Source organism: Sphingomonas sp. Leaf198, from assembly GCF_001424005.1.
Classification (GTDB): domain Bacteria; phylum Pseudomonadota; class Alphaproteobacteria; order Sphingomonadales; family Sphingomonadaceae; genus Sphingomonas.
The window spans coordinates 282,828-296,079 of record NZ_LMPX01000004.1 but is presented as its reverse complement, the minus strand read 5'-3'; the positions used below and the strand labels follow the sequence as shown (position 1 = coordinate 296,079).

Below are 13,252 nucleotides of genomic sequence, written 5' to 3'. Positions count from 1 at the left end.
GGTGACCCTGCCCGTTCAGGTCAACCGATCTGCCCGAAGCACCAGCGCAGGACCGACTTCTGCGCGTGGAGGCGGTTCTCGGCCTCCTGCCAGATCAGCGACTGCGGGCCGTCGATGACCTCTGGCGTGACCTCCTCGCCGCGGTGCGCAGGCAGGCAGTGGAGGAACTTCGCATCGGGCTTGGCAAGCGCCATCAGCGTGGCGTCGACCTGGTACGGGGTGAGCGCCTTCAGCTTGGCCTCGGCGTGGGCCTGCCCCATCGAGATCCAGGTGTCGGTGACGACGATGTCCGCACCTTCGACCGCCTCGCGCGGGTCGGCCACGACGCGGGCACGGCCCGACGCGCGGACGATCGCCTCTTCTTCCGGTTGGAACCCCTGCGGGCACGCCGCGACGACGTCGAACTGCATCAGCCCGGCGGCCTCGACGATCGAGGCGAGGACGTTGTTGCCGTCGCCGAGCCATGCGATCTTGAGGCCGGGCAGCGTCTTGCCGCTCTCGATGATCGTCAGCAGGTCGGCCATGATCTGGCACGGATGCGACGCGTCGGTCAGGCCATTGATGACCGGGACGGAGGCGTAATGCGCCATCTCCTCGGTCTTGGCATGATCGTCGGTACGGATCATGATCGCGTCGACATAGCCCGACAGGATGCGCGCGGTGTCGGCGATCGACTCGCCGCGGCCGAGCTGCATCGAGCCGCCGTCGGACACGATCGACGTACCCCCGAGCTGGCGGATCGCCATGTCGAACGAGAAGCGCGTGCGGGTGGAGCTCTTCTCGAAGACCATCGCGAGCGTGTGGCCGGCGAGCGGCGCGTCGGCGTCGGCGCGGCCCTTGGGGAAGCCCGCGCGCGCCGCCTTGCGGTCGAGTGCATCGGACAGCATCGCGGCGATGCCGTCGGCTCCGGCGTCGGTGAGATTCAGGAAATGGCGGGTCATAATATCCTCCCCGGCACGGGGAGAGGGACCGCGCTCGCAGAGCGGGGTGGAGGGGGGACCTCCACGGGCGCCACGCTGCGGGGAAAGCCCCCTCCACCATGCTTCGCATGGTCCCCCTCCCCGTACCGGGGAGGATCAGTTCAATCGTCGGCAGCGGGCACGTAGACGCGCGCGGCGGTCGACAGTTTGTCGATGCACTCGGCGATGTGGCTCTCGTCGATCACCAGCGGCGGCAGGATGCGGACGACGTTCTCGCCCGCCGACACCAGCAGCAGATTATGGTTGTCGCGCGCGAACGCGACGAACGCGCGGCTGTCGCTCTTCAGCTTCAGCCCGAGCATCAGCCCGGTGCCGCGGACGCTGTCGAACAAATGATCGTGGTTCGGGATCATCTGCTCGAGCCCCTGCCGCAACCGATCGCCCATCGCGGTGACGTTCTCGAGGAACCCGTCCTCGAGCATCACGTCCAGAATCGCTTCGCCCGCCGCCATCGCCAGCGGGTTGCCGCCATAAGTCGATCCGTGCGTGCCGGCGACCATGCCCTTGGCCGCTTCCTCGGTCGCCAGGCACGCGCCCAGCGGGAAGCCGCCGCCGATACCCTTGGCGACCGCCATGATGTCCGGCGTGATGCCGTACAGCTCGTGCGCGAAGAACTTGCCGGTGCGCCCATAGCCGCACTGGACCTCGTCGAGCACCAGCAGCAGGCCGTGCTCGTCGCACGCTTTCCGCAAGCCCGTCAGGAACTCGTGGCTCGCCTGGCGTATACCGCCCTCGCCCTGGATCGGCTCGACCAGGAAACCGGCAGTGTTGTCGTCGATCAGCGCCAGCGCGCCTTCGAGATCGTTGAACTTCGCATAGGCGAACCCCGGCAGCAGCGGTTCGAACCCGTCGCGCATCTTCGCCTGGTTGGTCGCCGAGATCGCGCCGAGCGTACGACCGTGGAACGCGGTGTCGAACGTGATCAGCGTGTGGCGCTGCGGGTTGCCGTTGGCGAAGTGATAGCGCCGCGCGGTCTTGATCGCGCACTCGACCGCCTCCGCGCCCGAATTGGTGAAGAACACGGTGTCAGCGAAGGTATTGTCGACGAGGCGCTGTGCGAGGTGCTCGCCCTGCGGCGACCCGTACAGGTTCGACACGTGCATCAGCGTCGCCGCCTGATCCGCGATCGCCTTGGTCAGGCGTGGATGCGCGTGGCCGAGCGCGTTGACCGCGATGCCGCTCGCAAAATCGAGATACTGCTGGCCGTCCTCGCCGAAGAGGTACGCGCCCTCGCCTCGGACCGGACGCACGCCACACCGCGGGTAGACGGGCATGAGCGGGGTGATGGTCACAAGCGCTTCCTTTCCGAAACGAGACGGGCGACCAACTGGCCGCCCGGAAGGCCTAATACGAGCGCACGACGCGCGGGGCAACACCGCTTGCGTGCGGAATGGCGGGCTGATGACCTTAGGACTTGGGCTCGGCTAATGTGGTCGGCTTGGCGTCGGGCTCGGTCAGGTCGAGCGACTCCAGTCTCGACTGCGCGGCGCGAACGGGCATCCGGCTGTCCGACCCTGTCACCCAGAACGCCGTCCGCGAAAACCGCTCGACCCGGAGCAACCCCGGATCGGTCGCCGGCAAGGCCAGCGCGGCATAGCGACGTCCGCCCAGCATCTTCTGCACCGGGCCGACCCACCAACGCTGCAATCTCGGACTTTCCCGGACGATATCGATGTCGCCCACGGTGCCATCGGGTTTGATCCAGTAGCTGAAGTCGACCCACTGACCGTCCACGTCGCGCGCGCTGCTGCGAAGATTGGCGGACGTGCTCACCGGGGCATCGATCATGTCGAGCGTCGGTGCGTACACTAGCAACGGAGTCCTCAAGCCGAGCGACCTGTATTTGGCGACGACCCCGTCGACGACCGACATATCGCCCTTGCGCGCCGCCCGCAGCGCCGTAACCGACTGCAGGGCATCGCGAAACGGCTGCAACGCCGGCTCCGTGGTGCTCGCCAGATCGCCGATCGCGGTCTTGAGCGCCGTGCCGTACAGCCCGGTCTCGCGATCCTGCGCATCGAGCAGCAACACGATCCGGAAGCGGGCAAAGCCTTCGACGACCAGATTGCCGCTTTGATGCGCGGTCTTGACGACCGACCGATAGCGACTGAGCGCGGTATCGGTCTGCCCCAGCCGCGCGAACATGTCGGCGAGCTCGAGACTCCCCGACAGCACGTGCGGATCGGTATCGGGCAGTCCCGCCTTCAACGCGCTGTAACCGTCGAGCGTCGACATGCGGTAACTGTCGCCCTCGCCGAGGTGCGCCGCGATCCGACCGTTCGCCCGAAACAACCCGGCCACCGCGATCGGATAGGTCTTGGCGAATCGACGATTGCGACCGATCGATTTCATCAGCGTCTCGCGCGATCCCGCGATATCGCCTTTGACGAACTGGTTATCGGCATGCGCTAGCGTCGCGCGCATATCGTCCATAGGCGGACACTTTCGCGCCAGGCACGCGTCCAGCGCAGATCGCGTCTCCTCCAGACGACGCCCGACCACGACGATCGCACGGTCCGTATCCGGCGCTACGGACCGGGCCTGCGGCCCGATCGGCGGCGCGCCCTGGACGGGCATGGTGGAGGGCGCGGCCTGCGCCAGCAACAGCAGCCAAACCATCATGCGTCGATCGCTTCCTCGTCCATCCGCCCCGCATTCTCCTGGATGAACGCGAAGCGGTGCGCGGGGTTGTTGCCCATCAGGCGGTCGACGAGGTCCTTCACCTGCGCGCGCTCCTCGTATTCCTGCGGGAGCGTGATGCGGAGCATGCCGCGGGTGGCGGGGTCCATCGTGGTTTCGCGCAGCTGGCTCGGGTTCATCTCGCCGAGGCCCTTGAAGCGGCCGACGTCGACCTTCTTGCCCTTGAACACCGTGCGCTCGAGTTCGGCGCGGTGCGCGTCATCCCTCGCATAGACGCTCTTGGTGCCGACGGTGAGGCGGTAGAGCGGCGGTTGCGCGAGGTAGAGGTGCCCGCGGCGGACGAGTTCGGGCATCTCCTGGAAGAAGAACGTCATCAACAGCGTGGCGATATGCGCGCCATCTACATCGGCGTCGGTCATGATGACGATGCGTTCGTAGCGCAGCGTATCCGGCGTACAGTCCTTCCGGGTGCCGCAGCCCAACGCGAGCGTCAGGTCGGCGATTTCCTGGTTAGCGAAGATCTTCGCGCTGGTCGCCGACGCCACGTTGAGGATCTTGCCACGGATCGGGAGGATCGCCTGCGTTTTCCGGTCACGCGCCTGCTTGGCCGAGCCACCAGCCGAGTCGCCTTCGACGATGAAGAGTTCGGTGCCTTCGGGCGAGTTGGCGGAGCAGTCGGTCAGCTTGCCAGGCAGGCGGAGTTTGCGCGCGGAGGTGGCGGTCTTGCGCTTGACGTCGCGCTCCTGCTTGCGGCGCAGGCGCTCGTCCATCCGCTCTAGCACATAGTTCAGCAGCGCCTTGCCGCGCTCCATGTTGTGGCTGAGGAAATGGTCGAAATGATCGCGCACCGCCTTTTCGACGAGGCCCGCGGCTTCGGGACTGGTGAGGCGATCCTTGGTCTGGCTCTGGAATTGCGGTTCGCGGATGAAGACCGACAGCATCAGTTCGCTGCCGACCATGACGTCGTCCGCGCTGATATCCTTGGTCTTCTTGTTGCCGACGAGATCGCCGAATGCGCGCAGGCCGCGGACCAGTGCCTGGCGGAGGCCCTGTTCGTGCGTGCCGCCGTCGGGGGTCGGGATGGTATTGCAATACCAGCTATACGAACCGTCGCTCCACAGCGGCCACGCGACCGCCCATTCGACGCGGCCCTGCGTTTCGCCGTTCGCGCTCGGGAAGTCCTGCGAGCCGGAGAAGAAATCGGAGGTCGCGCATTCGCGGCCGGCGATCTGGTCGCGGAGGTGGTCGGCGAGGCCGCCGGGGAACTGGAACACGGCCTGCGCAGGGGTGTCGTCGCCGATCAGGTCGGGCGCGCAGTGCCAGCGGATCTCGACGCCAGCGAACAGATACGCCTTCGAGCGGACGAGCTTGTAGAGGCGTTGCGGTTTGAAGTTCAGTTCGGTGCCGAAGATCTCGGTATCGGGCGTAAACGCGACGCTGGTCCCGCGCCGATTGGGCGTTGGGCCGAGATGCTCGATCGGGCCGAGCGTCAAGCCCTTGGCGAAGCGTTGGCGGTACAATTGCCGATCGCGCGCGACCTCGACGACGGTGTCGGACGACAGCGCGTTGACGACGCTGATGCCGACGCCGTGCAGGCCGCCCGATGTCGCATAGGCCTTGCCGGCGAACTTGCCGCCCGAGTGGAGCGTCGAGAGGATAACCTCGAGCGCGGACTTGTCAGGGAACTTCGGGTGCGGATCGACCGGGATGCCGCGGCCGTTGTCGACGATCGTCAGGCGGTTGTTCGCCTCCAGCGTGACTTCGATACGCGTCGCGTGGCCGGCGACCGCCTCGTCCATCGCGTTGTCGAGCACTTCGGCGGCGAGGTGATGCAGCGCGCGCTCGTCGGTGCCGCCGACGTACATGCCGGGGCGGCGGCGGACCGGCTCGAGGCCTTCGAGCACCTCGATCGAGGAGGCGTCATAGGTATTGGCGGCGGGTTTGCCGGCGCCGGGTGCGCCCGGAGACGCGAACAGATCTTCAGCCATGGCGCAAGCGTAGCCGCAGCCGTCGGACAAAGCCACAGCCTCTGTTTGTTCCACCTGTTACAAAAAAGTCACGCTACCGTTTATTGTTGGGAACGCAGGATAATTTTCTCTGCATCCGCCGTTTCTAACAAACCTGTCATGAAACTTTCCGGGAGTGGACTATGAACGAAACGATGAAGGCGGCCCTTGCTGGTGCAGCGGCGCTTGGTGCGGCCCTCGGGCTGGCGGCACCGGCTGCCGCACAGGAAACGACCGCGGATGCGCCGTTCAGCGGCGTCTATATCGGCGGATCGTTCGGTTATGACGTGCAGCCCAACGATGTCGGCGAGACGATCGAGTTCGATCGCAATCTGGACGGCGTCTTCACCGACACCATCTCGACTGCGACCGTCGCCAACGCCTTCTCGCCGGGCTTCTGCAATGGTCGCGCGACCAACAACGTCGCCCCCAGCAGAGGTGGCCCAGGGTGCCGCAACGACAAGGACGGCATCGCCTATTACGGTCGTGTCGGCGCCGACATCCAGCGCGGCAACATCGTGTTCGGCGTGGTCGGTGAGTTCGGCAAGAGCGAGATCAGTGACAGCGTCTCCGCGTTCAGCACGACGCCGGCGTTCTACACGATGACCCGCGACCTGAAATGGGAAGCCTCGGCCCGCGTTCGCGCAGGCTATGCCGCGAACACCACGCTGTTCTACGGCACGGCGGGCGGCGGCTACGCCAACATCGACAACAGCTTCACGACCGGCAACACCGCCAACACCTTCACCACCAACGGCGACAGCAAGCAGTGGGGCCTCGTCGGCGGCGGCGGCATCGAGCAAAAGCTCGGCAAGAACTTCTCGATCGGTCTCGAATATCTGTTCCACCGCTACAAGGACGACGATTACCGCGTCCGCGCGTCGGGCGGCCCCGCCGGCGGCCCGTTCACGCGCGGCAATGCCTCGGGCACCGACTTCCGTCGCAACTTCGACTATTTCCGCTGGCACAGCCTGCGCGCCACGGCGGCGTTCCGTTTTTGAGGCGAAGGGCGGCCGCTGCCACGCTGGCAGCGGACTCGCCCAAGCCCGGCCGGCGCGGCCCGCCGCGACCGACGACATGGGCTTTGCCCATGGCTAGCGTGATATGAAAAAAGGCCGCTTCCTCACACGGGAAGCGGCCTTTTTTGATTCCATGCAAAGTTTGTTCTCCCGCGAAGGCGGGGGCCCAGACTGGGCTCCCGCCTTCGCGGGAGAACAAGGAAGGGGCGGTAGGCGCTGAGCTATAGAGCACCACCCCGGCGGAGGCCGGGGCCCAGTTGGGAAACGTTGCCAAACGGGCGCAGCGCTCGGTTACCGAGACCTTTCCAATTGGGCCCCGGCCTTCGCCGGGGTGGAGCCTGTTGGAAAAAAGACCGCTTCCTCGCCCGAGGAAACGGCCTTTTCTATACCAAGCTAGCCATGGGCAAAGCCCATGTCGTCGGTCGCGGCTAGCCGCGCCGGCCGGGCTTGGGCGAGTCCTGCGCCAGGTTGGCGCAGGCCGCCCTTCGCCTCACCTGGGCCGCGGACCGCCGAACGGAAGCGGCGGAGTCGGGCGGCGGTCACGCCGTGGCAGCTGTGCCTGGTACGCGTGGCCGCAATGGTCGACGCAATACGGGAAGCCGGGGTTCACCGCCTTGCCGCAGAAGTGGAAGTCGGGCTCGCCGGGATGGCCGAGTGGCCATTTGCAGATGCGGTCGTTCAGCTCGAGCAGGCTCGTCTTGTTCGCCATCTCGGCCGACGGCTTGGCAGGCACGAGGCGACGCGGCGGGGCGGGCGTGCTTGGCGGCTGCTGTTCACCGGGAGCCTGACGGAGGAACCCGCCTGGGCCGACCGAGCGCAGGATTGGCTGCGGCGCGCGGACGGGCGCAGCGACCGCCGGAGCAGCCTCGTCCTCGTCTTCATCCTCGTCGTCCTCAGGCTCTTCGGCGACCGGCTCTGGTTCGACCGGTGCCGCAGGCTTGGCCGCCGCTACGACGGGCGGTGCGACCGGCGCGGGCTTGGGGGCCTCGACCTCGACCGGCTCCGGTGCCGCGACCGGCTCGGGCGCCGCCGCTGCTGCCGACGCCGATGCGTCGGCCGCAGCCGCCGCCTTCGCCTCGGGATCGTTCGGCTTCACCGGCGACGGGCGCGCCTGTAGCTCGAGGCGGTGCGCCTTGCCGATGACGGCGTTGCGGCTGACGCCACCCAGTGCTTCGGCGATCTGGCTGGCGGTCTGGCCGGCCTCCCACATCGTCTTGAGCGTCGCGATGCGCTCGTCGGTCCAGGACATGTTCGTTCCTTAGTCTACGTCAGCCGGGTTGCGGGCGGCAGCGGCAGCGATTACCCGCAACGCCTATGAGCAGCCAGCCCCCAATCGGTGAAATCCATTCGGCGGTGCACTCCGCCCCCGGCGTTCCCGTCATCAAGAGCGTGAACTGGGAGGGATTGCGGACCCTCTATATCAAGGAGGTGCGCCGGTTCTTCAAGGTGCAGCTTCAGACGGTGTGGGCGCCGGCGATCACGACGCTGCTGTTTCTGATCGTGTTCACCATTGCGACGGGCGCGAAAAGCCCGGTACCGGTCGATGGCCAGATCGTCGATTTCGCCGATTTCATCGCGCCGGGGCTGATCATCGCGCAGGGCATGATGGGTCCGGCGTTCGCCAATGCCAGCTTCTCGCTGCTCGCCGGCAAGATGCAGGGGACGATCGTCGATTATCTCCAGCCGCCCCTGTCGACGGGTGAGTTGCTCGCCGCGCTGGTCGGTGGCGCGATCACGCGTGCGGTGATCGTCGGGATCGTCGTTTGGGCGGCGATGGCGCTGTATCCGGGCGTGCACGTGACGCCGCATGCACCGCTCGCGATCGTCTGGTTCGGGTTGCTGGGCGCGACGTTCCTCGCGCTGCTCGGCGTGCTGACGTCGATCTGGGCGGACAAGTTCGATCATGCCGCGGCGGTCACCAACTTCGTGATCGCGCCGCTGTCGCTGTTGTCGGGGACGTTCTATTCGGTCGACAAGCTCGCACCGGCGTTCCGCGCGTTCAGCCATGCCAACCCGTTCTTCTATATCATCTCGGGGTTCCGATACGGGTTCCTCGGAATCGCCGACTCGCCGGTGATGATCGGCGGGATCGTGATCCTCGTGATCGATCTTGTGCTGGCGACGCTGTGCTACCGACTGTTGCAGAGCGGCTGGAAGCTGAAGAACTAATGAAGAAACTGGCGCTCCGGCTGTTCGCGCTCCTGCTGGCGGTACTGCCGGTCGGGGTCGCGGCGCAGGGCATAGCGCCAGACCCGGCGTTGCGCGCCAAGGCGGACGCGCTGGTCGCGATACTGGACGGTCGGGGGTCGTACGAAACATATTTCGCGGCGAGCTTCCGCGACAAGGTCCCCGCGGCGCAACTGTCGGTCATCGCTGCGCAATTGAAGACCGCGCTCGGCGCCCCGCAGAAGATCGAGACGTTGACCGCGACCTCGGCATGGTCGGCGGACCTGACCGTTGGCTACGCGCGCGGTACGGCGAGCGTCCGCCTGGTGATCGATCCCGCCCCGCCGCATGCCGCGACCGGACTGCTGATTACCGGCACAGCGCCGCGTGACGACAGCCTCGCCAAGCTCGAAGCGGAGTTTCGCGCGCTGCCGGGGGCTAGCGGGTTCGGGCTTTACGCGCTGGGCAACGGCAGACCGACCCCGATCCTGGAATATCGAGCGGATGTGGCGGCGCCACTTGGGTCGGCGTTCAAGCTCTGGGTGCTGGCGGAGTTGGCGCGTCAGGTTGCAGCCGGCGAGCGGCATTGGGAGGACGTCGTGAAGGTCGGAGCGCCGTCCTTGCCGTCGGGCGTGTTGCAGACCTGGCCCGCCGGATCGCCGGTGACGGTGCAGACGCTCGCGACGATGATGATCTCGATCAGCGACAACACCGCGACGGATACGCTGCTGACGACGCTCGGACGCGCGAAGGTGGATGCGATGGCGGAGACGGCGGGCGGGAGCGCGCCGGTGATGACTACGCGAGAGATGTTCGCGTTGAAGGGGGATCCGGCGCTGACCAAGGCTTGGGCGGCGGGGTCGGTGGACGAGCGGCGAGCGCTGCTGGTCGACAATGCGGTGAAGATCTCCACCGCCAAGCTCGATCCGACCGTGTTCGCCGGCAAGCCGGTAGCGATCGACAGCGTCGAATGGTTCGCAAGTCCTTCGGCGATGGCGGGGCTGCTGGATCGGTTGCGACGGGCGGACGTCACGACCCACGCGGTGATGGCGGTCAATGCCGGGGTCGATCCGGCTATCGCCAAGCGGTTTGGGTATGTCGGGTTCAAGGGTGGTGGCGAGCCTGGCGTGCTGACCTTGAACTATCTGGTGCAGGCGAAGGACGGGCGCTGGTATGCGGCGACCGGGAACTGGCACCGGGCTGATGATGGCGTGAACGAGGTTCGGTTCGCGGGGCTGATGGGGCGGGCGCTGGCGTTGTTGGCGGCGCGGTAGGGTTCGCTGCCCCGCCCCATATCAAGGGCCGCCACCGCGGCGAAGGCCGGGGTCCAATTGGGGAACGCTGCTAACGGCGGGTAGCGCCTCGTTATTTCCACCTTCCCAATTGGGCCCCGGTCTTCGCCGGGGTGGTGTTATCAGAGGGGATAGCGGCGGTGGCTCAGGCCCGCGCAGTCGCCTGCCAGCTATCAGCGCAGAGCCCGTAGATCAGGCTGTCGCGCAACCCCAGATGCGTTTCCCACTCGTCGCGCAGCAGCCGCTCGCGGCGGAAACCGAGACGTTCCAGCAACGTGATCGACGCAGTATTCTCAGTGTCCGCGTCGGCGAACACCCTACTCCGGCCTTCCGCGAACAACCGATCGATCACTGCCGACACAGCCTCGCGCGCGATCCCTCGCCCCCAGGCCTCCCGCGCGAGGATGAAACCGATCTCCGTCACCCCTGCGCCGTCCGCCTCGCTCCCCGAGACCCAGCCGATTGCGCGGTCGTCGCCGGTGCGAGTGATCGCCCAGGTACGCTGGTTGCCCGGCGCGGCCTCTTCGGCGAGGTAGGTGCGGACGTCGTCGACCGAGCCCAGGGGACCGTCCGCAGAATAGGCCATCAGCTCCGCATCGGCGAGCATCGGGTGCAACGCGGTCGCGTCGCCCTCGACGAGCGGCCGCAGGCGCAGCCGACGCGTCTTCAGCACCGGCGATACGCCGGCGCGCCGTGGTCTGCGCCCGGGTTGCCTCACGCGGTCAGGGCATCCACGAGCGCGCGGACTTTCTTCTGGCGCCACTGCGGGAGCGGGGCGACGAGCCAATACCCCCCCTTCGACGGCTGCGACTCGCCGATGAGCCGGACGCGGGCCTGCGCGAGATCGCGACGAGCGAGCAGTTCGGGCACGGTCGCGCGGCCTAGCCCCGCCGCCGCCGCGTCGATCGCGAGCCCGGCATCGGTGACGCGGACCAGCGCGACGCCGTCCTCGCCCGACCATGCGATCGCGGCTTCGCTATCGGTGCCGGGCTTGGCGATCGTCACCATGCCCTCCGATTCCAGCGCCTCGCCCTCGTGCTCGCCCGGGCCATCGCCCCAGCGGATCGCGAGATCGAGATTGGCTTCGGTGAAGTCGACATTCTCGTCCGCCGTGATCAGCACGAAACGCAGTTCGGGATCGGCCTCGGCGATCTGCGCGAGACGCGGCATCAGCCACTTCTCGGTCAGGTCGCGCGGCGCGGCGATCGTCAGCGATTTCGACGACTGCCCCGCCTGCATCGCGCGCACGGCTTCCTCGAACTGAAGGAACCCGCCGCGCAGCGCGCCCAAGCCTGCCTCAGCCTCGGGCGTCAGTTCGAGCCCGCGCGTGGTGCGGCGGAACAGCACGACACCGAGCGTATCCTCCAGCGCGCGGATCTGCTGCCCGACCGCCGCCGGCGTCACCGCCAACTCGTCCGCAGCGCGCGTGAACGACAGATGCCGCGCCGCCGCGTCGAGCACGCGCAGGCCGTTGAGCGGGAGATGCGTGCGCTTCAATTGAGCACCGCGGGGGCGAACAGCGAGAAGCGGGGAATCTCGACTGCGAACACGGCGCCGTCTTCGCGGACCATTTGGTAGCTCCCCTGCATCGCACCCGATGGGGTGGCGAGTGGGCAGCCCGAGACGTAATCGAAGCTCGCGCCCGGTTCGATCACCGGCTGTTCGCCGACCACACCTTCACCCTCGACCGAATGGCGTGCGCCGCGGCCGTCGGTGATGACCCAGTGCCGGGTGAGCAACTGGACGGTATCGGTGCCCTCGTTTTCGAGGCGGATATGGTAGGCCCAGAACCAGCGGCCACGTTCAGGCTCGGACTGTTCGGGCAAATAGCTGACCGACACGCGCACCGTCACCCCATCGGTCGTCGCCGCGTTGGGGAACAGCGCTTTCATAGACCCGCCTGGCGCAGCGCCTGGTCGAGATCGTCGATCACGTCCTGCGCATCTTCAAGTCCGACGTTGATCCGCAACAGCCCCTCGGTCACGCCCATCTCGATCTGCTTGTCGGGCGAAACGCTCGCGTGCGTGGTCGAGGCGGGATGCGTCATCAGCGAGCGCGAGTCGCCGATGTTGTTCGAGATATCGACCAGTTCCAGCGCGTCGAGCAACGCGTGCGCCTGTTCGCGACCCTCGACCTCGAACGCGAAGATCGGCCCGCATGCGTCCATCTGGCGCTTGGCTAACTCATGCTGCGGATGGCTCGGCAGGAAGGGATGCAGCACGCGGGGGACGCGGCCTTCAAGGAATTCGCCGACCTTCATCGCGTTCTCGGACTGGCGATTAATGCGCAGGTCGAGCGTCTCGAGGCCCTTGAGCACCACCCACGCGTTGAACGGCGACAGCGTCGGGCCGGTGTTGCGCGTGAACGGCAACAGCGTGTTGGTGATGAAATCCTCGGTCCCGCAGACGGCGCCGGCAAGCACGCGGCCCTGCCCGTCCATCATCTTTGTCGCGCTGTAGGCGGTGACGTCGGCGCCGAACTCCATCGGCCGCTGCAAGGCGGGCGTGGCGAACGCATTGTCGACCACCGTCGTGATCCCGCGCTCACGCGCGATGTCGCAGATCGCCTTGAGGTCGGCGATGTCCATCGTCGGGTTGGCGGGCGTCTCGAAGAAGAACACCTTCGTCTCGGGGCGGACCGCATCGAGGAACGCCTGCGGATCGCGCGCGTCGACGATCGTCGTGGCGATCCCGAACTTCGGCAGCAGCGTGTCCGTGAGCCAGCGGCACGACCCGAACGCCGCACGGCCGCCGACGAGATGATCGCCGGTCTGCAGCTGGCACAGCAGCGACGCGGTCATCGCCGCCATGCCGGTGGCCATCGTCCGGCACGCCTCTGCGCCCTCCAGCAGCGCGATCCGCTCCTCGAGCATCTGGACGGTCGGGTTCTGCAGGCGGGAATAGGTCATCCCCTCCTGCTCGCCGGCAAAGCGCGCCGCGGCGTCGCCCGCCTTGTCGTAGCAATAGCCCGAGGTGAGGAACAACGCCTCCGACGTCTCGCCATATTCGCTGCGGGCGGTGCCGCCGCGGATGGCGCGCGTCGCGGGACGCCAATGCTGAGTGATCGAACGATCCTGGCCGGTCTTGCGCTTCATGCGCGCCGCTTTGCCGGGGGGGAGCCGCGATGACAAGCCTTACGGGTGTCGGAGG

The 13,252-nt window shown here is 67.1% G+C and carries 12 protein-coding genes; 3 read left to right on the top strand and 9 right to left on the bottom strand.

Annotated features, from left to right (window positions below; translation table 11 throughout):
- Nucleotides 1-20: 20 nt before the first annotated feature.
- The 4 genes from argF to parE form a co-directional block, all read right to left on the bottom strand.
- Nucleotides 21-941 (bottom strand): ornithine carbamoyltransferase, encoded by a 921-nt coding sequence (gene argF / locus ASG20_RS16725; protein ID WP_056055463.1) that lies wholly within the window; start codon nucleotides 939-941, stop codon nucleotides 21-23.
- A 140-nt stretch (nucleotides 942-1,081) separates the two neighbouring features.
- Nucleotides 1,082-2,272: an aspartate aminotransferase family protein gene (locus ASG20_RS16720; RefSeq protein WP_056055460.1), complete on the bottom strand. Its 1,191-nt coding sequence runs from the start codon at nucleotides 2,270-2,272 to the stop codon at nucleotides 1,082-1,084.
- Between the two features lie 115 nt (nucleotides 2,273-2,387).
- Complete coding sequence (locus ASG20_RS16715) at nucleotides 2,388-3,602, bottom strand: hypothetical protein (protein WP_056055457.1); 1,215 nt, start codon at nucleotides 3,600-3,602, stop codon at nucleotides 2,388-2,390.
- Nucleotides 3,599-5,608, bottom strand: coding sequence for a DNA topoisomerase IV subunit B (gene parE / locus ASG20_RS16710; RefSeq protein ID WP_056055454.1), 2,010 nt, complete (start codon nucleotides 5,606-5,608; stop codon nucleotides 3,599-3,601). The genes ASG20_RS16715 and parE overlap by 4 nt, the downstream gene beginning before the upstream one ends.
- A 161-nt stretch (nucleotides 5,609-5,769) precedes the next feature.
- Between parE and ASG20_RS16705 the strand changes: the two genes are divergently transcribed.
- Complete coding sequence (locus ASG20_RS16705; protein WP_231420821.1) at nucleotides 5,770-6,627, top strand: outer membrane protein; 858 nt, start codon at nucleotides 5,770-5,772, stop codon at nucleotides 6,625-6,627.
- Nucleotides 6,628-7,135: 508 nt separating this feature from the next.
- Here ASG20_RS16705 and ASG20_RS16700 read toward each other — a convergent pair.
- On the bottom strand, nucleotides 7,136-7,894 hold the full coding sequence (locus tag ASG20_RS16700) for a GcrA family cell cycle regulator (protein ID WP_056055451.1): 759 nt from the start codon (nucleotides 7,892-7,894) through the stop codon (nucleotides 7,136-7,138).
- 65 nt (nucleotides 7,895-7,959) lie between these two features.
- Between ASG20_RS16700 and ASG20_RS16695 the strand changes: the two genes are divergently transcribed.
- Both ASG20_RS16695 and ASG20_RS16690 read left to right on the top strand, forming a co-directional pair.
- On the top strand, nucleotides 7,960-8,814 hold the full coding sequence (locus ASG20_RS16695; RefSeq protein ID WP_056055447.1) for an ABC transporter permease: 855 nt from the start codon (nucleotides 7,960-7,962) through the stop codon (nucleotides 8,812-8,814).
- Entirely contained in the window at nucleotides 8,814-10,085 is a 1,272-nt protein-coding gene (locus ASG20_RS16690) for a serine hydrolase (protein ID WP_231420822.1), read from the top strand. Before ASG20_RS16695 ends, ASG20_RS16690 begins: the two co-directional genes overlap by 1 nt.
- Before the next feature lie 163 nt (nucleotides 10,086-10,248).
- On the opposite strand, the gene ASG20_RS16685 is transcribed toward ASG20_RS16690, so the two are convergent.
- Genes ASG20_RS16685 through ASG20_RS16670 form a run of 4 tightly spaced genes read right to left on the bottom strand, consistent with a single transcriptional unit; the run spans nucleotide 10,249 to nucleotide 13,197 of the window.
- Complete coding sequence (locus ASG20_RS16685) at nucleotides 10,249-10,776, bottom strand: GNAT family N-acetyltransferase (RefSeq protein ID WP_231420823.1); 528 nt, start codon at nucleotides 10,774-10,776, stop codon at nucleotides 10,249-10,251.
- Nucleotides 10,777-10,817: 41 nt separating this feature from the next.
- Nucleotides 10,818-11,600 (bottom strand): LysR family transcriptional regulator, encoded by a 783-nt coding sequence (locus ASG20_RS16680; protein WP_056055436.1) that lies wholly within the window; start codon nucleotides 11,598-11,600, stop codon nucleotides 10,818-10,820.
- Complete coding sequence (apaG, locus tag ASG20_RS16675) at nucleotides 11,597-11,995, bottom strand: Co2+/Mg2+ efflux protein ApaG (RefSeq protein WP_056055433.1); 399 nt, start codon at nucleotides 11,993-11,995, stop codon at nucleotides 11,597-11,599. Before apaG ends, ASG20_RS16680 begins: the two co-directional genes overlap by 4 nt.
- Nucleotides 11,992-13,197, bottom strand: a complete 1,206-nt coding sequence (locus ASG20_RS16670) for a trans-sulfuration enzyme family protein (RefSeq protein ID WP_056055430.1) — start codon at nucleotides 13,195-13,197, stop codon at nucleotides 11,992-11,994. The genes apaG and ASG20_RS16670 overlap by 4 nt, the downstream gene beginning before the upstream one ends.
- Nucleotides 13,198-13,252 lie beyond the last annotated feature (55 nt).